Source organism: Prolixibacteraceae bacterium (assembly GCA_019720755.1).
Lineage (GTDB): Bacteria > Bacteroidota > Bacteroidia > Bacteroidales > Prolixibacteraceae > Halosquirtibacter > Halosquirtibacter laminarini.
In genome coordinates this window covers 2667207-2690201 of the sequence record CP081303.1, presented here as the reverse complement: position 1 = coordinate 2690201, position 22995 = coordinate 2667207, and the positions used below count along the sequence as shown (strand labels likewise).

13 protein-coding genes are annotated in these 22995 nt (G+C 36.0%); 5 read left to right on the top strand and 8 right to left on the bottom strand.

Annotated elements, in window-relative coordinates; all coding sequences use genetic code 11:
- Window positions 1-66 precede the first annotated feature (66 nt).
- Entirely contained in the window at window positions 67-852 is a 786-nt protein-coding gene (locus tag K4L44_10485) for a sulfite exporter TauE/SafE family protein (protein ID QZE13015.1), read from the bottom strand.
- Between the two features lie 233 nt (window positions 853-1085).
- On the opposite strand from K4L44_10485, the gene K4L44_10480 reads away from it, so the two are divergent.
- Entirely contained in the window at window positions 1086-2381 is a 1296-nt protein-coding gene (locus tag K4L44_10480) for a voltage-gated chloride channel family protein (GenBank protein ID QZE13014.1), read from the top strand.
- A gap of 441 nt (window positions 2382-2822) precedes the next feature.
- Here K4L44_10480 and K4L44_10475 read toward each other — a convergent pair whose 3' ends face one another.
- The 5 genes from K4L44_10475 to K4L44_10455 form a co-directional block, all read right to left on the bottom strand.
- Window positions 2823-3848, bottom strand: a complete 1026-nt coding sequence (locus tag K4L44_10475) for an N-acetylmuramoyl-L-alanine amidase (GenBank protein ID QZE13013.1) — start codon at window positions 3846-3848, stop codon at window positions 2823-2825.
- Window positions 3849-4040: 192 nt separating this feature from the next.
- Entirely contained in the window at window positions 4041-7997 is a 3957-nt protein-coding gene (locus K4L44_10470) for a response regulator (protein QZE13012.1), read from the bottom strand.
- Between the two features lie 303 nt (window positions 7998-8300).
- Window positions 8301-9596, bottom strand: a complete 1296-nt coding sequence (gene rimO / locus K4L44_10465) for a 30S ribosomal protein S12 methylthiotransferase RimO (GenBank protein ID QZE13011.1) — start codon at window positions 9594-9596, stop codon at window positions 8301-8303.
- A 104-nt stretch (window positions 9597-9700) separates the two neighbouring features.
- Entirely contained in the window at window positions 9701-10303 is a 603-nt protein-coding gene (locus K4L44_10460) for a DNA-3-methyladenine glycosylase I (GenBank protein QZE13010.1), read from the bottom strand.
- A gap of 276 nt (window positions 10304-10579) precedes the next feature.
- Entirely contained in the window at window positions 10580-10915 is a 336-nt protein-coding gene (locus K4L44_10455; GenBank protein QZE13009.1) for a hypothetical protein, read from the bottom strand.
- 231 nt (window positions 10916-11146) lie between these two features.
- Between K4L44_10455 and rfbC the strand changes: the two genes are divergently transcribed.
- The gene (gene rfbC / locus K4L44_10450) at window positions 11147-11698 is read left to right on the top strand and encodes a dTDP-4-dehydrorhamnose 3,5-epimerase (GenBank protein QZE13008.1); all 552 of its coding nucleotides are present in this window, start codon (window positions 11147-11149) and stop codon (window positions 11696-11698) included.
- Window positions 11699-11986: 288 nt separating this feature from the next.
- Window positions 11987-13465 carry a hypothetical protein gene (locus K4L44_10445; GenBank protein QZE13007.1) on the top strand — a complete coding sequence of 493 codons (1479 nt, stop codon included), beginning with the start codon at window positions 11987-11989 and terminating at the stop codon, window positions 13463-13465.
- A 690-nt stretch (window positions 13466-14155) separates the two neighbouring features.
- Here the strand turns inward: K4L44_10445 and K4L44_10440 are convergent.
- Both K4L44_10440 and K4L44_10435 read right to left on the bottom strand, forming a co-directional pair.
- Window positions 14156-16072 (bottom strand): SusD/RagB family nutrient-binding outer membrane lipoprotein, encoded by a 1917-nt coding sequence (locus K4L44_10440; GenBank protein ID QZE13006.1) that lies wholly within the window; start codon window positions 16070-16072, stop codon window positions 14156-14158.
- Between the two features lie 24 nt (window positions 16073-16096).
- Window positions 16097-19576: a SusC/RagA family TonB-linked outer membrane protein gene (locus K4L44_10435; GenBank protein QZE13005.1), complete on the bottom strand. Its 3480-nt coding sequence runs from the start codon at window positions 19574-19576 to the stop codon at window positions 16097-16099.
- Window positions 19577-20590: 1014 nt separating this feature from the next.
- On the opposite strand from K4L44_10435, the gene K4L44_10430 reads away from it, so the two are divergent.
- Both K4L44_10430 and K4L44_10425 read left to right on the top strand, forming a co-directional pair.
- Window positions 20591-21904, top strand: coding sequence for a TolC family protein (locus K4L44_10430; GenBank protein QZE13004.1), 1314 nt, complete (start codon window positions 20591-20593; stop codon window positions 21902-21904).
- A gap of 6 nt (window positions 21905-21910) precedes the next feature.
- Window positions 21911-22981, top strand: coding sequence for an efflux RND transporter periplasmic adaptor subunit (locus K4L44_10425; GenBank protein QZE13003.1), 1071 nt, complete (start codon window positions 21911-21913; stop codon window positions 22979-22981).
- The last annotated feature ends 14 nt before the right edge of the window (window positions 22982-22995 follow it).

Sequence of the window (22995 nt, the reverse complement as noted above, 5' to 3'; positions counted from 1 at the left end):
GATGAAACTTTTTTGATTTTTGCATTTGGTGTAGAAAGAGGATTACGCAAATATAGGTAAAAATGATTAGTTGTAAAACATATTTAATAGAACCATCATAGTACCAAGAACGGTGTATATTCCTCCCATTACAAAAGATAACATTTTTTCATCTAAGTTGCTCATCTTTTTGGCACTTATGGTGCCTGAAATAGTGGCAATTATTGCTACGAGAAGCCCATCATGGAAATTTACATTCCCATAATAAAGGTGTCCAGCCACTCCTGCACTTGCAGTCATTGCCATCATTAATATGGATGTTCCAAGTGCATTATGTAAAGAAAAACCGCAAAAGAGAATTAAGATTAATAGAAGGTTTGTGCCTCCACCAGCTCCCATAAAACCTGTCATAAAACCACTTACACCTGCAAGTAAAAAGCAGAGAAGTGTCTTAGTATATGGATGATTCAGGGAACTCGGCAGTTTGGATCCTTTTTTATGATCTAACTTCTGCTTTGCGCCAGTACGAAAGATAATTACTGCAAGGACAATCATAAATCCTCCAAAAGAGGATCCTAAGCCTCTTTCTGGAACCATATCAGAAAAGTATGATCCAATGGGAGCCATTAATACTGTTCCGAGTAAAACAGGGATACTCTCTTTAATTTTTATATGTCCTTTTTTGAAATAGGTATGTGATATGAATAGAGGTGCAACAATATCAACCACCAAGCTTGTTCCAATAGCTTGATGTATTGAGAAGTTAAGTAAGATGCTTAAGAGAGGAACAACAACCATAACACTAGATGCTCCCGTAATCCCTGTAACAATTCCTGCAATAATCCCAATAAATATTAATAAGAAATGAACCATATGTTAATCTTGCTGTTATTTTTCAAGAAGTCAAAGATAGAACTTTATTATGTATGATGCCACTTTTTTTTAGCCCATAAAATTTGTCAAAGAATAGATTTTATATTTAGGCATTGTTTTTAACAAGAATTGTATGCTCTATTGCTATTTACACACTATTTTTGTCCTCGTTTAGTTCTAAAAAGAACTTTTAGATAAAAAGATCTTTTTTTTGTTAATTGTAATCATAAACTATGTTTGAGCGTTTAAAAGAGAAACTACTGCAGATCCAGCAGGTAGCTACGCTGGGGTATTTAATAAAGTGGCTTTTCTTATCCCTATTAGTAGGTCTCCTTGCTGGTGCAGCTTCTGCCTTTTTCTTAAAATCGTTGCATTGGGCTACAGATTTTAGAAATGAACATATGATCATCATCTTTGGTCTTCCTTTAGGAGGTTTGGTCATTGGTTTAATGTATCACTATTGGGGTAAAGGGGTTGTAAAAGGAAATAATCTTCTATTGGAAGAATTTCATAGTCCAAAGAAAATTATTCAACTAAGAATGGCTCCACTTGTATTAATTGGAACTGTTATTACACACTTATTTGGAGGTTCCGCAGGTCGTGAAGGTACTGCAGTACAAATGGGTGGTGCTATCGCAGATCAATTCACTAAGTGGTTTAAATTGAATGAAAGAGACCGTAGAATACTTCTTTCATGTGGTGTTGCTGCAGGTTTTGCTTCTGTTTTTGGAACGCCCTTAGCGGGAGCTATTTTTGCTCTAGAGGTATTTACTATTGGAAGGATGCGTTATGATACGATTATGCCCTCTTTCTTGTCTGCCGTTTTTGCTGATTATGGGTGTAAGATGTTTAATATTCACCATACCCAATATGAGATATTCAGTATCCCTAATTTTGAAATACAGAATTTTCTATGGGTAGTTCTTGTCGGTGTATTTTGTGGTTTGGCCGGAATGTTATTCTCTAAAGGAGTTCATTTTTGGGGAAACTTATTTAAAAAGATTAAATATGCACCTCTTCGTCCTTTTGTTGGGGGTGCTATTCTAGCGTTGACTATTTGGGCAATGGGTTTTGATACCAAGTATATTGGATTGGGCGTACCGACTATTGTTGATTCATTTACAAGCCAGATGAATTGGTATGATTTCTTGCTTAAAATTCTTTTCACCACCTTTACTTTAGGTGCTGGATTTAAAGGAGGAGAGGTTACACCACTCTTTTATGTAGGTGCTACTCTTGGAAGTGCACTCTCTTTTTGGATTCCATTACCGATATCTCTCTTGGCAGGTGTAAGCTTCGTTGCAGTCTTCTCTGGAGCAACCAATACACCGATAGCATGTACTATTATGGGAATTGAGTTATTTGGTGCTGAAGCGGCTGTCTATATCGCGATAGCATGTGTTATAGCCTATCTCTTTTCTGGACACTCAAGCATCTACAGTGCTCAGGTTGTTGGAAGTCCTAAACACTGGAGCTACGAAGGAGAAAAGGGTAAGACCTTATCTCAGATAGATTCGGAAAAACATTAATATATCTATTATAAATATCGAAAAAAGGATACCCAATTGGTATCCTTTTTTTATGTCATTTCGATTTCATTTCTTATGCTCCTTCGATGAGGATATGTCCCATGTTCGTTGCTCTTTCTTGGTCCTATAAAGCATTGCGTTTTTCGTATCCTATCGAATTCTATTATGTATTTTAAGAGGGACTATATTTTAGCCTAAACGTATGCGTTTAAAAATGTCTAATGTTAAGAAAGTGGAATGTTTTTCTTTTTTTAAGAAACTACTATGTCTTGATTCTTATTGAGTCTACCATCCAATATTTTTTCTATCTACGATTGGTTTCAGTATCTACTTAAATATACCCTTTTCAATGTGGAAATAACGATTTGATTGTTTGTAATAAGGATAATTAGATAGTAAGGCATTGGCTTGCATTGTAGTCCATTTTCCTATTCAAGTCTCTTATCTTTGTTTAGAGAGCTTATCTTTTATGATACCCTGTGTCATCCATTCCGCTAAAAGCTGTCTGTTATTGGGTTGCATTAATCTTTGCTGATCACGGCTATTCTTAATATTCCCTAGTTCGATAAATACAGTTGGCGGATCTGTCATGGAGATCATATGTAGATCACGATATGTAACAGTGCCATTATATCCTCTATGTGGCTGATACTGATCGTATTTCCTGCGTATTACTTCTTTCATATTATTTGCTAATTGTCTACCTGTCTTACTCCTTTTGTGATGATAGAAATATAGATCGATGCTCTTGGTTGGGTGAAATGCATCTACATGAAGAACAAGTAGTCTTTGATACTTATATTTTTTGTTCTGTTTGTATAGTTTGTTTACAATATTTGTTCTTTGACGAAGACGTTTCTTCTGATTCAAAGGGATCTTTTTATTTGGATAGCATCTTTCGCTATAATTGTTTTCTAAGAACTTTTCATCTCTGACTCCATCCTTGTTGTCACGAGTAATAATATATACCCTAGCACCGTGCCTGATGAGTTCACGACCAAGTCTTAGTGTGACATCATAAGCGTATTCATCCTCTGTAATCATCTTATTGTCTATCATTTCTATAGCCCCAGGATCTGGGCCTCCATGTCCACTAACAAGATAGAACACACAGCTCTTTAGTTGATTGTTGGTAATATGGATTGTATCATATGTAGACCCAAATATCTTATATTTTCTTACAGGATATTTAGATTTATCAGTTGTCTTTACTTTCGTCTCCTCTTTATTTGTCTTTACATCGGGTAGCTTATATTTAACCCCAGCGTAAAGTTGATCATTCTTTCCAATCTGATTTTTATTGATCTCAATAAAAGCGGTTCTATATTTCGATGGTGATAAATTATTACGCTGAAGTAATTTTATAATACCATCTCCCTTTTGTGCAATAACATATTTATTTTGTGCCTGTAGTCGTGTGGTAAAAAGTATTGTAAATAGAAAAATGTATGTCTTAATTCTAGTCATTATGAAAAGTGCTGTGGTTGTATTTTAATATGCTCAATTTTCGTTTCTCTAATAGTAAAAACACATAACGAACCCTTTTGTTCGTTATGTGTTCTAATATAATACTACAATGATAACTTTGTCGTATTACATTTTAGAAAGCAAAAAACAGCCGAATATATAATTAATAATATTAATCAAAGAAATTATGAATCATATATTATTACAATTCCTCCTATAATTCATCGGACTTACTCCATACTGTTTTTTAAATGCTTTAGAGAAATATTTAGGATCAGCATATCCACACTCTATGGCTATTTGAGCAATAGACTTTTCATCAAACTGTAACAAGGACTCAGCCTTCTTTAATCTTTTTTGGGTAAGTAGCTCATTGGGACTTATTCCTGTTTCAGCCACTGTTTTTTTGTAAAGAGAGGAGTAGCTAAGATTCATCTTACTTGCAATATGATCAAGAGATACTTGTCCATTAGGGATTTCATGGTTTAGTATTGATTCTAATTTATGAGTAAAGCTATTGGGTTTATGTTGAAACAAGAAGTTATCCTCTTCGGTGTTTGCCTTTTTTCTCTCTATGATAAGGTTATCCACCCTCAATTTTAGTTCTTCAATATCAAATGGTTTTTGAAGATATTCATTAACACCTAGTTTAAGTGCTTGGATTCTTACTGTTTTGCTATGGTTAGCAGTAATTATAGCAAAAGGAATCTTTTGAGTTTTTTTATTTTGTTGGAGTATCTTATACAGATCGATTCCTGACATACTGCCCATTTCAAGATCACTGATGATTAAATCAAAAGATCTACGTTCAATTTTGTTTAGTGCTTCTGGTCCATTAGCTACCACTTCAACATTGTAGGAGGTGGATAGGTATGACTGCAAGTATTCTCTCATCTCCGGATGATCCTCTACGATAAGAATATTATTTTTTAGTATCTCTGATGAGGAAGGAATAAACTGTTTGGATAATTCTTTCGTCTCCTCATTGAATAGTTCTAATTGACTCTTTGTATTATTCTGTGGTAAACGTAAAATAAATGTTGCACCGGCATTCGAAGGGGCTAACTGTATGCTACCTTGGTGTAGTTGCATAAGATCTTTACATAGCGCAAGACCAATACCTGTACCTCCTTTTTCTACACCATGATGACTTTGATAGAACATATCAAAAATTCGATCTTTCTCTTCACTTGGTACTCCACAACCATTATCCACAATGGTTATGACTACCTCCTGTTTCTTTATATTGTAAGAAACATCAATGTATATATTCCCATATTCGGGAGTAAATTTAAATGCATTAGAAAGGATATTATACCAAACATGTTCCATCTTATCTCGGTCGTAGTCGAAATACTCCTGTTCAGAACGATAGTCCATATTTAGGTGTATATACTTCACCTTGGCTTGTTCAGAGAATGCGTCCAAGGTGCTGTTTAAGTGTTTCTTTAAATTATTAGTTGTCTTATTTAATGTGCCTAATTTTGACTGCTTCTCTTTTACAGACATCATATTCTGCGCTATCGAGGAGAGTCTTGAGGCATTATTCTTTATCCCTTTTAACTGCTTTTGTATTTGTGGATTGTCTTCCAACTTGGAGATGATCTCATCAATGGGCAACATGATAAGTGTTAGAGGTGTCTGTATTTCATGGGACATCTTTGAAAAAAAATCCATCTTCATTGAGAATATCTTCTCTTTCTCATTGTGTCTCCAAGAGGCTAGTTCAAGGCGTTCATTTAAAAGCTTCCATCTAGAAAATAGATGCATTAGCAAGAAGATGATTGAGGATAAGAGAATCACATATATCAACACTGCCCACCACTTTTGCCATGATGGTTTTAATACTTTAATGTTGAGTTTTTTCTGTATAATCGTTTTGTTTGGACCTATCTTTTCAATAATAAGGGTATAGTCCCCAGTAGCCAAATTCCTATAGGTTATTTGATTGAGTTCATTTGCTCGGATCCATCTTTTATCTAGACCTTTTAGTTTGTACCAAAACTCTTCATGAATTTCACGATAGTCATTATTACATGAAAATTCAACTTGAATTTCATTCATGCTAAATGGTATCGATATTTGATCTATATGATTATAACCATTCTGAATTTGTTGAGGAATCTGTTGCTCTGCAAATTTGTTATTAATAAGAAGGTTGTTTATGAGTATTGGGCTGTTATCTGAATTGTTCGGTTTAATTTTGAGACTATCTAGAATAATTGAAGTAACCCCTTCTTGTCCCCCAAAATATAACTGGTTTTTTTTCTTATAACTAGAGTACTGCCTATAGTTTGGGATTACCTCAGAATAGGTTTGATCCCACAATACATTCTTGTGTGTAATACGTGAATGGTGAACAATTCCCTTGTCCGTAGACAACCACAATACTGTATCGGAGTCTGCTTCTATGGATTTTACTGGATCTGTTGGCGAGTCCTCTATTACCCGTATTGAGTCGCTAAGATACCCATTCCAAAGTAGAATACCACGAGAAGGTGTTGCAATAAAGAAGGAACCATTATCTGATTTGGCAATATCATTAAAATGGATCTTTTTTCCATCTTTGTTTAGCAAGTTATGCATCTTGTAATGGATAGAGTCACATGGGTTTTCAATAACTACTAAATTGTTTCCTGATCCGACCACTAGATTTCCCTGTTTGGTTTGGTTTAGAAAGATAATAGGAGAGTGTCTCATATCTAGCGTCTTTAGGCTATAGAAATCACAAACATTGATATCTTCATTGATGCGATGTAATCCTAAATTACTTCCTATCCATACATTCTTTTGTGCGTCAGTAAAGATTGTACGAATATCTTTTACCACTACTCCTTGTTCGTTTTGAAGCTTTATCGTATGATTTTTTAATGTTTTATCTAGATACCCTGTCTCACTTTGATACGTTCCGTACCATATATTGCCAATACTATCTTCGTGAATACACTGTACGTAATTACCATTTATATGATGATTGTCTATATTAATCTGAATTGATTTATCCCCATCTTTCATAAAGATTCCATAACCATCGCTGCCAAACCAAACCCTATCTTTACTATCAATAAAAATATTGAGAACCCTAGTAGGACTCGACTGTTTCCTTCCGTATAGATATTTCATCCCCGGAAGAGAAGGGGTGTATGTTCTTACTTTTCCAAAATTGGTAATGATCCACATAACCTTATCTGTTACTTGGGCTAGACCTATGACTGCATTACTGCCCAGCGAGTGCGGATTATAAGACTGATGTTGCGATTGGGTTATTATATCTCCATTGGGTGCGAACTCAATAAGACCCGCTCCATCGGTGCCAACCCATATATGTCCATATTTATCATTTAACATGGTACATATAATATTACTGTGAATCCTTCTTTTAGGGTTCCTATTATTTTTCGTATATTGAATTAATTTTCCATTATTGAAGTGAAAAAGACCCTCATTTTCTGTTCCTATCCATATATCATCGGCCAAAGATCCTGCCGACAATACAATCCAACCAGAGTGATAATCCTTAAGTGGTTTTTTTTCCTTAAAGAAACTATCTTCTATTTTTAGACTAAAAAGATGGTGTTGATTTGTTGCTACCCATATAGTTCCACTTTGGGTAATGATTAACTTGTTTGCAACTCCTTTCTTCCTAGGAATATCAAATGTGTTTGTCCGATGGTTGCTAAATTGATACTCATAGATTTTGCCATCGTTAAAAGCAATCCATGCACGATCTGAAATGATCCGAAATAGTGTGACGTTACTATTCGGGTTAGGGTGATTTATTATTGTTGGATAGGGTTTAATAATATTGTCTTGAATAAGAAAGTATTGGTTCTTTTTGTTTACCAAGATTAGTTCACCCGAACTCTTCTTTTGTATTTCTACAATTCCAACAGATCCTGTTATTTTAGAAAACTTTTTGGTGAAATCAACAACTTCGGAACCATCATATCGAAGTAAGTTATAACTGTTATATACCCATGTGTAACCTTGTGGGCCTTTTATTATGCCTTTGGGGATTATTCCATAGTCTCTGATAAAATCAATATTCAGAGGCTGAAATTGTGCGATAGGCGCTCCTTTTACAGGAAAAGTAAAGACGATTAATAATAGAACGGTTAATTTATATTGGATTTTCTGCAAAGCAGTCATATGTTAGTTTTAAAAATAATTGTACGGTGTTTAAAGATAACGTTCTTATGAAATCTTTCAAAACATATAACTTCTTGTTCGAATAAAATTTTCATTTAAATAAAATAGCCCTGCTGACTTGCTTACTTTATCTTGTGCTTGCTCTCTTTGTCATTGAAAGTGGTTCTCAATAGATTGTCGTCATTATTGTCAGAGTCTTAATGCTTTTTTATAAGAGTGTATCTTGGGTAGAGGGCAACAAAAAAGCCCTAGCATCCTCTTTTAAGGATGCTAGGGCTAATGTCTTTTGGGCGCAGTGATGGATTATTCTATTATCTCTGCGTATAGATCATAGTCTGCTGCTTCTGTTACATGAACCTTTACAAATTCACCGATAGAGAGCTCTCTATCACTTTTTACAAACACTTCTCCATCGACATCTGGAGAATCAAATTCTGTACGGGCAATATATAAATCTCCTTCTACTCTGTCTATTACGACTTTTAAATCTTTACCAACCTTTTGTTCGTTATGCAGAAGTGAAACATTTTGTTGTAGTTCCATAATCTTTTCTACACGAGCCTGTTTGGTCTCTTCTACGATAATGTCTTCATAATTCTCCCCAGCATAGGTATTGTCCTCGTGAGAGTAAGCAAAAACACCAAGTCTTTCAAAACGTGCTGTTTCAACAAATTCACACAACTCATTGAAGTCCTCCTCAGTCTCTCCAGGGTGTCCTACAAGAAGTGTGGTACGAAGATGTATTCCTGGTACCTCTTTGCGAATTCTTGCTAAAAGAGCTAGCGTCTCTTCTTTGTTGATATTACGACGCATTAATTTCAACATATTGTCTGAAATATGTTGTAGTGCGATATCAAGATATAGAGAAACTTTAGACTCCTGCTGCATCACAGGTAATAGATCATAAGGAAAGTTTGATGGATAAGCATAATGTAACTTAATCCACTCTATACCCTCAATTTTTGCTAGTTGACGAACGAGTTCAGCCAAACGTTGCTCTTTATATAAGTCTAATCCATAAAAAGAGAGATCTTGTGCGATTACAAGTAACTCTTTCACCCCTTTTTTTGCAAGAAGTGTTGCTTCGATTACGATGTCCTCTATGGGTCTTGATTTGTGTTTCCCTGTGATATATGGGATGGCACAATAGGAGCAAGTCCTATTACAACCTTCAGATATTTTTAAGAATGCGTAGTGAGAAGGAGTCGTAACATAACGTTGATTCTTTAGGCTCATTTTGTATTCTCCCTCAAGATCTTCTACCATCTTTTTTACCTGGAACTTTCCATAAAAGCCATCCACTTCAGGAATTTCAGCCATCAATTCATCTTTATATCTCTCTGTAAGACATCCAAAAACGAATATTTTAGATACATCTCCACGTTTTTTTGCTTCTACGAAGTCTAAGATAGTATTAATAGACTCTTCTTTTGCATCCAAAATGAATCCACAAGTGTTGATTGCCACAATATCAGCATCTGTTTCATTCGAATCGGTTATTACTTCATATCCGTTCGCTTCAAGTTGACCCATAAATAGTTCTGAATCAATTAGATTCTTGGAACAACCTAATGTAACAATATTTACCTTCTTATTCATTATAAAAATCCTGATTACCTTTGTTTTAAAGAATGTGCAAAGAAAGATTTCTTTGTCCGATAATACAAATGTTCTTCATAAATTATTGGATTATCAAGCTAATTTTAATCTATTAAAAGGGATCTGTCCATAACAATCCCATGATTTCTAAACATACAGTCATGAAGGTGATCATTGATCATTCCCGTTGCTTGCATCATGGAATATATAATGGTCGGTCCAACAAATTTAAATCCTCTTTTTTTGAGATCTTTAGAAATCTCTTTTGAGAGTTCTGTTTGACTTGGAATATCTTTGCTCTCTTTAGGCTGGTTGTCAAGGATGGTGTAATTACTCCATTTCCACCAATAGTTCGCAAAGGTTCCATACTCCTTCTGAATCTCAATAAATGCGATTGCATTGGTGTAGATACTTTCTATCTTTCGTCTGTTACGAACAATTTTTGGATTGTCCATATTCTCTAAGAAGAATGACAACTCTTTTTCGACAATTTTTTGAGGAACAAAGTGCATAAATGCTTCTCGGTATCCTTCTCTTTTTCTCAGTATGGTAATCCAACTTAATCCAGCTTGAGCACCTTCTAGAGAGAGTTTCTCAAATAGTTCGATGTCATCAATCTTTGGAACCCCCCATTCTGTATCATGGTAAACAATGTATTGCGCATCTGCTTTACACCATTCACATCGTCTAATATCTTGATTCATCATTACTTGTGATTTTTTGTTAAAGCTCTATGAATGGACAAGATACGAATTAGTTTTGGGAGCATTTATATTGACAACTGTTTGTTTTGGCGAACCTCTATGAGGTGGATATAACGAATATTTCTGTTGAGTAGGAGAATAAGTACACTTCGAAAGAACTTGAGAAGGCGTGTGCTATTTAGGGTGTTTCCTAGAATACACTTCAGTTTAAAGAGTAAAATTATATCCAACCTTAGAGGGATTGGATATAATATTATTGGGGGTGTTTAACATGTTTCATTACCCCTTTTTCTTACAACATTTTTTGGTGGATGTTGCAGTACTTTTGTCACATGACTTCTTCTCTTTGTTTGCCGATTTACAAGTAGATTTTTCTTTGCTACATTTTGTCTTCGACTTAGAGCAACTCTTTTTATCTTTGCTTTTACAACAAGATTTCTTCGTCGCTTCAGGGTGACATTTTTTGCATGTCTCTCCAGCATCTTTGGCTTTCTTACAACAATCCTTGTCGAGCTGTAACTCTTGTTTTACTTGGTTACTCTCGTTTTGGATGTTCTTTGCACTTACTGCTGAGGTAAACCCAACGAATAGAATGAGTAATAAAATGTGTTTCATATTTAAAAATGTTTGTTTAATTCTTATTCATAACATATTTAAATAACAAATGTTTTTGTGAATGATCATGTTTTATGGATTCGTTGTGATGAATGAAGAGTGGAATCAGATTGAAGGCAGAACTAAAATTGAGACAAAAACGATCTACCACCTATTGTTTTGTTATCTTTGGCAGTAGAGTAATAGAAGATTACTTGATCTCTCAATTAAGAATGACAAAACAATAAATAGATGAAAATAGTTGAAACACCTATAAAAGATCTTGTTATCATCGAACCAAATGTTTTCGAAGATAATCGTGGATACTTTATGGAGTCTTACAAAAAAGAGTTATTAGAACCTTTTAGTGGCCCTTTTTATATCCTTCAAGAGAACGAATCGATGTCAAAAAAAGGTGCCCTTCGTGGACTACACTATCAAGGACCACCTACTGCACAGGCTAAGTTAGTACGATGTATTCAAGGTGAAGTCCTCGATGTTTGTGTTGATATTAGACGTAACTCTCCAACGTTTCTTCAGTCCTTCTCAATTCGACTATCTGATGTCAATAAACTACAGCTCTTTGTTCCAAAAGGATTTGCTCATGGGTTCATTACTCTTAGTGAAACAGCAGTATTCTCTTACAAAGTCAATGCTCCTTACTCACCAAAAGATGAGGGAGGAATTTTATGGAGCGACCCTTCTATTGATATTGATTGGGTCTTAGACCCATCAGAATATATTATCTCTCCAAAGGATCAAAAGCTTCCGAAGGTATCTGATTGGATATCTCCATTTGAATAATTTCTTTTTTCTGAATAGGTTTTTTAATCTAATCCTTTCTTTATGATAGAAGTCTATTCAGAAAATCGTTCACCATTTTGAATGATTGTATCCATTTTTAGTCTTCTTTCGTGGTACTACTCCCAATATCCTTTTTTGGGCTTGTTCTTTGATTATTGAATCTGCTTCTCTCTCAGTTTATGTGTTATGTTTGCTACTGTTCAGAGTGGCTAAATCACTTTGAGTTAATTTTATAAGTTAATACAAACATTTTCCTTACTTTAAGGAAAGGTCGAAAATCTTATTAATGTGAAAGTATTTATCAATTGTTTGTCGATTTTGATTTCTCTGATTCTTTGTACAGAGGTTCAAGCTAAAGATCTTTTTGTGGATACTGTGCCTCAAGTTATTGATGCAACGAAGCAGTTGAAACCGGGAGATACCTTAACGCTTGCGGATGGAGTTTATAAAGATATCAAATGGGTCATTCCTGTTAGTGGAAATGCAGAAAATCCGATTGTTATTAGAGCCAATAACGGAGGGAAAGTATCTATTACTGGAAATTCAAATGTTGAGTTGAGGGGAAGTTTTATTGTTTTTGATGGTTTAGTATTTAAAGATGGGAATCGTATCCCATCTCAATGGAAATCTCATGGTCCTGGATTGATTGCAATCTATGGTAGTTACAATAGAGTGACTAATTGTGTTGTCGATGACTTCGATAATGTGAAATCAGCTTATCTTACGACATTTCTAGATAGTGATGGGGGCGTACCTGTACATTGTCGTGTGGATCATTGTTCGTTTTTGAATAAAAAGACACAAGATCAAGTGATCAATTTGAATAATCGTATTCATAAACGTTCTTCAACACCTGCTCCTCCAATGTATCATCGCATTGACCACTGTTTAATTAGTAGCCCTTATAAGAAAAAGGGAAATGCTGGTGGCGGTATTCGAATAGGTTATTATCGAAATGATTTAGGTCGATGTTTGGTCGATTCGAACCTCTTTGTGAGACAAAACTCCGAGCCAGAAATCATTACAAGTAAATGCCAAGAGAATGTGATCTATGCCAATACTTTCATTGATTGTAGAGGAACAACGAACCTAAGACATGGAGATAAACAAGTGCTATTAAACAACTTTTTTATTGCCAAAAGCGATGCTTATGGTTGTGGAGGTATTTTCATTTGGGGGGCAAACCACCTCATTGCATGTAACTATTTCGAACTAAATTCGACTTTGAAAACGAGAGGCAATGCTGCGATATATCTAAACCCAGGACCTGCATCTAGTAATCATGCTTTGGCAAAAGATCTGTTTATTGTTAATAATTTATTCGTCAATAATAATGGATATGCCATCCATACAGAGCCTCTGAAAGATCGTAGAGAAAAATGGGCTGCGAAGAATAATCTAGAATTTAAATTACCCTTTAATATAGCCATTCTTGGTAATGTCTTCTTTCAACATAAATATTTTGAGAACGACTTTATCTATACCTCTCAATCTCACAAAGCACTTGGCTCTTTCAAAGGGAATTTCTATCGTGGAAGTGGATCTGGCCTAAATGGCAATACTGAGGGAATGAAGAAGAAGAAGTTTTCGATGAAGGATGAAAAGCTAGGTCTCAAGAAAAGACCTGCTGGTCTTCCACTGCAAAACTGTGATTACCCCAATATTCAGGGAATTTATTTGGACCTATCTAAGCTAGTCTCAGAAGGCGTAAAAGGGGCACCTCTTAAAAAAGAAGATGTCGGCCCATCTTGGAATAAGAAATTTTAATAGACTGTTACATAATTATGTTTGACCAACTCTCTTCTGGGAGTTGGTTTTTTCGTTTAGAATGGAACCAAACTATTCGATTGTCGAACTCTTTGATACTTTTGGAGTGGTATGAACGTAATATATAGGAGTGAAGAGTATTCTTGTTCCATTTCATGGTCTTCGTGATACAATATAAATAAGGGTTATCTTTGTCTTCAACACGGTCTCAAATAAACTTCTTTTTAATCCCTTGATTTCTCTTCTTAGAATCTTTCTGAACCTACTTTCAGTGCTACTTTAGTTACCCTTCCGATACCCTTCCGATACCCTTCAGTTACTCTAGGAGTAACCAAACCCTAACCAATCTATTATGGAAATGTAGACAAAGCACGATTCTATCCTCTTTTAGCTTCCTGCTATTGGGTGTATTCTCTATCCGAATATTCCCCATCATTTTATTCACTGGTTCTCGACACTTTTCTTTCATATTTGGGACTACGTTAAGGAAAATGATCCAAAAAATCGTGTATACTACAGTCTTTCATATTCTTTCCAAAAGAATGGTATGATGAAGATTTTTTTCGTCATTAATGGAGAAGTATTATAATATTATTTTCTGGTATTCTTTCTATTAAAAGGGGATATATGAAGAAGAGGTCGTTTCCGACGAAACGACCTCTTTTCTAGTACTACTAATGAATAAATATTTTAGTAGTTAGGACCTGCGTTAAATGCTGGAGCTCCTATATCATACCAAAGTCTTTCACTGTTTAGTACCGTCGGCTCGTTTTGACCTGAAGTAAAGTTCTGAGCTTGAATTGCACTAAGTTGATTTGCATAGTTCAAGTTGTCTTTGGTTGGAGTATTTATCGTGAATCTACGTGGGAATGGTAGTGGTCCAGTAGTAATACTCATATCCTCTGCTGGAAGAATAGTACTTCCTGCTTTAGGAATACCTGCACGACGACAAGTAACATAAAGCTCATTTGGAGCAGATAAGAAGTGAATATACATTTGGATATATACTTTTTCCAAATCACTATCTTTGTCTCCTGTAAGCTCGTAAGCTGGCTGCAATAATAGGTTATCGATTTCTCCAGTTTTTAATGCTACTGTACTCTCAGAAACCTCTTTTCCTGCACGGTCTACATAGCTATCATATGGCTCGCTATAGTAAGGCATTCCGTTGTGCCCTGCGATATAGTCTGCACTTTCAACCGAAATAGTGATCGCTCTTGTCAAATAGTCTTGAGCTGATCCAGGAATATTTGCACCCAATAATTTGAACTCTGCTAGATAAAGATTTGCTTCAGCCGATGACATCAATGTCCAAGCATAAGGCTTGTCTTCTTTCATCTGCTTTAATGGAGCATCTGGAGCATCTGGATAGTTGTAATCTCTATTAGGTTTAACAATTTTGTAAGAGTAACCTGACAGTGGGCTATAACCTTTTGTTGCTCCTGTGCTAGATTTCAACTGGAAGTTTACTGAGTTAAAGTAAATTTTGTTTAGTTCTGGATCAAGGGATGCATCTGGTTTTACAGGAGCTCCATAATAACGTACCCATGGTTCTCCTTCGCCTTTCCATCCTCTGAATGTTTTGTTTCCTTCTGCATCTTCATCATAATCTACATTCGCAAGAATATATGGAGGAACATCTTTCCCTTGATCAAAGAATGCTTGAATCACCTTTGAGTTAAAGCTGTTCTTATGGAAATAGAACCTTACGCGTGGATCTTTGTTTGCCACTAAGAAATCGATAAGATTTTTACCTCCATTACCAAAGTCCACATTATTATTCATGTGATACTCTTTTGATGATGGATAGTATACAAAATCATCAGAAAGGGCATCCATTGATCCAATGCTACTGTTTGCTACAGATTCTGCTATTTCAAATGCTTTCTCACGATTTTGGTGAAGCAAGCGAGCTGCGATTTTCAGTCTTAGACCATTGGCAAATTTTGCCCATTTGTCCCATTTACTATTGTAAACGAAATCTTGTGATCCAACACTTGTTTGTTGTACTGTTTGTCCATTAATGACCACATCATTGGTAAGAGTCTTTACTGTCTCAGCCAACTGCTTGTCAAAAAGATTCAATAGATCCTGTTGTAGATCATACTTTGGTGTAAGAAGAGGTGGAGTCGTATATTTAGCTAATCCTGCCTCTGAGTAAGATACTGCTCCCGTCACATCCGTCATTTTCAATACTTGATAGATTTGAATAGGAAAGGTGATTGCTCTTAGATATTGATATCCATTAGCCTGTGTTTTATCTAACCTTTGGTCAATTTGATATCTCATCTCTGCCAATGGAGGCAATACGTAACGATAGTAATCCACGCTTCCTGCAGAGGACATTCTGTTCATATCTGTATTGTTTCCTCCTCCAGATACAGTGGTTTGACACCATGGGAAAAAATACTGGCTGTTGTTGTAAAACCACTCTGTATATGAGTCTCTACCACCAATTCGATATAGTGCTTCAGTCAGAAGAAAATTTACATCTGGCTTAGAAATAATAGATGGATTGGTGTTTGTTTCGGCAAAATCTTCTTTGTTACAGCTAGTGCTTAGGATTGCAGCTACTGCAAGAAGTGCATATATAATTTTGTTTTTCATCTGTGTAGTTTTTTAAACCGTTTCTTAAAGGTTGAATTTCAATGCCAACGAATAGGTTGCAGTGTATGGAGTAAAGTTTCTCTCGAAATATGAGTAGTCACTTTTGTTTCCACGTAGCCCTTCTGGGTTCAAATTGTTTGGAAGAGAGTTATAGATAAACCCAAGGTTTCTTCCTACAAGTGAAAGGTTCAGATTCTTAATTCCTACCTTAGAAAGTGTTTGTGAAGGGAATGCATAGTTAATAGCAAGCTGACGTAGTGAGATGTAATTAACCTCGGATACCCATCCGTCATGAACGGTACCTTGTTTCCATGAGTTACTAAAATAGTGGTGGAATGAAGCATGTGTTGGCTCAACAAAACCTTTGTCGAATGCTTCTTGATATGACATTCCTGATACATCTTGTTTTGCTCCTGTTGGTGTTGTTACAGTCGTTCCTGTAGCAAAAACCCCTTGAGGAATAACTCCATCATGATATCTCATTCCTGCATCGTCTGCATATTGAGTATCCCATGCAACGCCACCGTGTGCTTCATCTCTGTACTCTAGTGAAGACTCAGTAAAACCATAAGCAGTTCCGTAACGGTTGTTGTAGGATACGATTTCTCCACCGAACCTTAAATCAAATAGGGCACTTATAGATAACGATTTGTAACGAAATGAAGTGCTTAAACTTCCTTCGAAGTCAGGCATAATTGATCCTATTTTCTCTACCTTACCACTTCTCTTTGCATATGCACCTCTTTTTGAGTCATTCCAAACTAGAACTTTTTGTCCGTTGCGAGGGTCATCGATATTGTTTCCATCAGCATCTTTTGCTTGGAATTTCATAGGTGCTGCATCTGAAAGTAGCACACCATACTCTCCTCCAATATATGCTGCGGATCCTACACGATAGTTACCGTAACCGATGCTACCAGCAAGAACTTTATATTCTCCAACTGTTGGGTGAAGGTATACGATCTCACTTTTGTTCTTCGAGTAGTTAAAGTTTAAATCCCATTGGAAGTCACGAGTTTTGATTGGAGTTGTATTCAATGCAATCTCAAAACCTTTGTTCATTATTTCCCCACCATTTACCATCTGAGAACTTACACCTGACTCTGCAGGAGCAGGGATGTTGATGATTTGATCTTTTGTTGTCTCTTGATAAACTGCTGCGTCAATGTTAAATCTACTGTTCAACATCCTAATGTCTAAACCAAGCTCATAAGATGTTTTACGCTCTGGTCTAAGACTAGGATCTATCATAGATGTAGGGACTTCATTTCTGTAGTTGAAGGTTCCATCTCTTTCAATAGTACGAACATTAAAACCTTGGTTGATAGCGTATGGTGCTGTATCGTTACCTACTTGTGCCCATGATGCTCTCAATTTAAAGAAGTTGATAGCCTCTGGTACTTCAAATGTATTCGATACAATCCATGATGAACTTACAGAAGGGTAGAAGTATGAGTTGTTTCCTGATCCATTAGTGTAAACTAATGAAGACGACCAGTCATTACGTCCTGTAATATCTATGAAGAGATCATCTTTTACACTAAACGATGCCAATGCATAGGTAGAGAACATCTTCTTTGTTTGATTCAATCCTCCATTTCCAATTACTGTTTTTTTACTATTTGAGATGAAATATTGTCCAGGGATAATAAGACCTCCGTCTGTTTTTACTTCTGTGTAGTAATTTAGTTGATCGTAGTACTCAGCTCCTGCCATCAAACTAAAACCGATTGTTTCACTAATATCCTTACGGATATTCACCAATGCTTTTAATGTCTGCTGTCTTTTGTATTGACTGCCGATCATATATGAACCACCATCATTTTTGTATCCACCACCAAGAATTTTACTCTCTTTGTTTACAAAGTAAAGGTTCATATTGGCATTTACTGTAAAGTCGATCCATGGTGCTGCTTTATAAGTCAATTGAGCCGTTGGACGGATCACATATTCTCTTTGTGTGATCTCGTTGTTGTTTACAGAGAACCAAAATCCTGATCCTGGTACTTGACTATACTCATCTGCTGGTCCAGTTCCTGGGATACCACCGTGTGTGGTTGTGTACTTATCTTTATAGAACTTAGTGTCATAAGATCTAGAGAATGTTCCTGTTGCAAAATTACCCCCAAGGTTACCTGCTGGGTTTGCTGCATTCGATTGAGAAAAATTAACCGATGCTTCTGCTTTTAACTTCTCCGAGATTTGGTGATCTCCTTTCAATAGGAAAGAGTATCTATTGAAACTGTTGTTTTTGTACGTTCCTTTACGATAGTTGTATGAGTTTGACATATAGAAATGGGTCTTCTCGTTACCACCTTGAATCGTAAAGTTGGTATTTGAATTAAATCCTAAATCGTATGCATCCTTAAAGTTGTCTTCGTAAGATCTATACGGTGTTAGTTTTCCATCGTATCCAATCACTTGTTGTCCATCATAACGAGGTCCAAAGCTTAGACTAGATAGCTCAGGTAAAGATGGGTATGTCTTCCCATCTAATGTTGAAGTTTTGAATTGTCCTTGGTTATCAAATGAATTGAACTTACCGTTAGGCTTTACTTCCCCATAATTAACATATCCAGAAAGTGTACCATTTCCATACTCATTTTGAAGTGATGGTGTATTGTAAACATGGTCAATACCTGTTGTTTGTGAGATAGTGATCCCTAAACCTTTGGTATTAGAACCACTTTTCGTTGTAATGATTACCGCACCGTTGATACCTCTAGATCCATATAGTGCTGTCGCAGCAGATCCTTTAAGGATCGATACCGATTCGAAATCATCTGAGTTCAAGTTTTTTAATTCATTACCGAAATCATTACTATCTGTTTCCCACTCAGATCCACCTGAAGTGTTGTTGTCAAGAATAACCCCATCTACTACGAAAATAGGCTGGTTGTTAGATCCTAGAGTGGATACTCCACGAATCTGAATTTTGGTTGCACCAAAGGCACCACCATCACTACCACTAACACTAACACCAGCAGATTTACCTTGAAGTGCAGAAACGGGGTTTACAGTATTTGACTGAGCTACCTCTTCTCCTTTTACTTCGGTCATAGCATAACCTAGTTTCTTAGACTCTCTTTTTATTCCCAAAGCAGTAACAACTACTTCGTCTATATTTTGTGTGTCATTTGCAAGTGCAATATTGAGCACTTTTTGCCCAGTGTATTCAATAATTTGTTCTTGATATCCAAGATAGGAAATGCGAAGCTGTCTCGCATCTGCATTTACTTTTAGGGTAAATTCCCCTTCAAAGTTTGTAACAGTTCCAATACTAGTACCAGGAACCATAACGGTTGCACCAATGATCGTTTCTCCAGTCTCTTTGTCTGTTACGACCCCTTTGATTACTTTTTTAGAATCCTGTTGAAAAACTGATTGAGCCTCTGGTGAGTTGTTGGCAAATGTGACTGCAGGAAAAAATAGGGTTGCAGCCAAAGCTACTACTCCCAATGTTTTTGCAGTACATTGGGATCTTAAGATCTTAATGTCTCGCATAGTTTTAGTTATTTTTAGCTCTATAGCATAAATTGTCATGCTATAGTATCGTTGTTTTAGATGGTCTAAATGTATTAATATTTTGTTAATGGATGTTTTAAATTTGGAGGCTCTAAGATATTGTAAACTAGGGGGTATGGTAGGTGTTGTAGTTCTAATGTATATATAATTTTATACGAATATTTATATTACTACGATATCTATATAAGTTGTCATCTTGCTAATAATCAGTTTTATTACTTTGTTTTAAAATGATTATTTATGTGTTATTTAACAATTAATAATTGCTTAATAATGCTTTTTAAATAGTCTTAAACTATTTTAAATGATGTGTTTGGGCTATTTAATTAGTTGATAATGTATTCGAATTGCTTTATTTTGAGATATCAGGAGTCAGTATTTTAAATTATATGTTGCTTTTTAGGGATAAATCTGCTATAACTATTTTTTATCTTATTATATCCTATTTAATGAAATGTGCCTTTAAAATGATTCGATACAGATTATATGAGCTATACACCATTTTCAATATTCACCTGAGCCCTAAAACCTGTCAAATAGTTCACTCGAATCGAAGTCTCATTTTAGAAGGGACTATATTTTAACAATCTTCTTTGTGAAAATATAGAGTTGAAATTTCCATGTTTATCACTCCGAACAATCGTACCATTTTTTTATAGTGTACTCTATTGCTTAAGAAAATTTCATATAGTATTAAGACACTACATATATATATATAATCATTTCTTCTACCCCCTGCTTGTCATCTCTTCTAATATTGTACTGAACCCATATAGATAAACGAGACCACTTCTTCGGTAACTATTGTCACTGACCATCTTGGACAAAGCATCTATGTTTGCATAAGATTTGAGTGAGTAAATGTTTGTACCAAGAGATGGAGTAAGCTTATTAAAGAAGCCTAATCCATCTTCTTAGAAAGCTGTATAGGTACCGCTTCTAGGTTAGAGTATGTGTTGTTGAATTAGTATGATATAATTAAATAACAACTATATGAAGAAGATCTATTTATGGTGCTTTCTTTCTTTTATCCCATCGTTAGTGCTTATAGCACAGACAAAACGGGAGATGTCTTTGGAAGAAGCACTCTCTATTGCTTATGAAAAGAATAGCTCATTGAAGATTGCTTACGAAGACTTAAAGGTTTATATTGCAGACTATAAGACAACCAATGCGATCTATATGCCTCAAGTTTCGTTGTCCGAAAGTTATGTAGCGACCAATAATCCCATGCAGGTGTTTGGTATCAATCTTCAACAAACCTCTATCACTTCGAGTGATTTTGCCCCAGACAAGTTGAATAATCCATCTACTACGGATAACTGGAATAGTATGGTTTCCGTTCGAATGCCGATTTTTAACTTGGATAAGATTTACGAAAGAAAAGCGGCTAAGGAGGCGATGGAATCAAGGTCCTCTATGTTGAAGCGATCCTTTGATCTCATTGGATTTGAAGTGAAGAAGGCATATTATGCTTTACAACTCTCTTCTGTAAGTGTCAAGGTTGCACATAAATCTAAACAAACTTCCCAAGCTGCTTTAAAAAGAGTTCGTTCTCTTTCGAAAGAAGGGATGGCTACCTCTGCGGATTTATCTCTTGCACAGGTTCATCTACTTAAGTCTGAAAATCAACAGCTTCTTACCAAAAGTAATTACAAAAAGGCCAATCGTTACCTGACATTTCTATTAGGACTTGATTTGGATACTGAGGTGACTCCCATAGACAAACTAGGGGATATTGAGCAAACAGGCTTTGACTCTCAAACTTCTGTAAGTAAAGAACGTGCCGATCTTGTTGCCAAATTGCATCAAGTAAATGCGTTATATCATCAGGTCAAAAAGAATCAGATGGGTTGGGTTCCATCTCTTAATGGAATGGCGAATTATAGCTTGAATAGTGACGAGATATTCCAGAATACGAGCAATAGTTATTGGATTGGTGTGACACTACAGTGGAATATCTTTCAAGGTGGCGTACGATGGAATCAAAATAAGAAACATAAAGCAGAATATCGAAAAGCCAAAATAGAATTCTCTCAGATGCAAAAGAAGGCGGATATGGAGCTGCAAAATATGCAAGACCAACTTCTTCTATATAGACAACAATCTGAGCTTATGCACAAAGCTTTTCTACAAGCTAAAGAGACCTATGCAATTCAATCGAATCGCTATAACGAAGGACTGGAACAGACTGCAGACTTGTTGTTAAGTCAAACGGAGATGGAACAACTTCATTGGAAATTCCTTCAGTCTCAGTATCAAAGTGCCCTAGCATATTTTCAACTACAACTCATGTTACAAAAATAGAATAGAATGAAACATTTATATACATTCATGATCCTTGCCCTTTTGGGTGTCATGACTTCTTGTGGAGATAAAAAAGATATACAATCTAATGATGTGGTTCATAAAACAAAAGTAGAGGTGACTACTGCCAACCTAATGGAAGTACAATCTATGACCAAACTATCTGGCACCATTCTTTCAGACCAGAAAGCCCAGTTGAGTACAAAGGTGATGGGAGAGGTTATCTATCTTCCTTTTAAGCCAGGCGATCACGTGAAAAAAGGGCAACTTTTAGCAAAGATTGACGATCAAGCGTTAAATGCTTCTTACTCCACTGCTCTTGCTGCTCTAGATCAGGTTCAAGCGAAGCTACAGCTTGTTGAAAAAAATTATGGACGGTTGTCTCGACTTCTATCCGTTCAGAGCATTACCCAAAGAGAGTTTGATCAAGTGAAGATGGAAAGAGATGCTACCCTTTCGCAACAAAAACAGGCGAAGGCTCAAGTGAAAAAAGTGAAGAGTCTAATTGGAGAGTGTCATGTAAAAGCCCCTTTTGATGGGATCATCGTAGATAAATATATTAAGGAAGGCAGTTATGCTGTTCCAGGCCATCCTATTCTTTCTATCTCAAATAGTGACGTTTTTAATGTGGAGTTTTTTCTTCCAGAAGATCTAAGTCCACAGCTAGAGATAGGAGCTACCTGTCTAGTCGGTATTCGTGACAATAGACAAGCAGGTGCTACTGTATCTCATATTGCACCTGCAGGAGAGTTCCATAATGGGCAGATTTGTGTGATCGCTACTATCGAACCAAGTGCGTATGGTTGGGTTGCTGACGGCATCTATACTTCGGTTGTGATCCCCAATTTATATGAGAAAAAGATCGTGATTCCTGCAACTTCTATTGTTCGACGTGGGGCATTAAAAGGGGTTTATAAGATATCTGAAGACCACAAAGCGCTTCTTCAGTGGATTCGTCTAGGAAGTCGATACGACGGCAACTACCAAGTACTCTCTGGTCTTGATGAAGGAACAATGGTTGTGAATAATCCATCTGAAAAGATGGTGGATGGAGATCAAGTTGAAATAGTTAAGTAGTCCATTTTCAATAA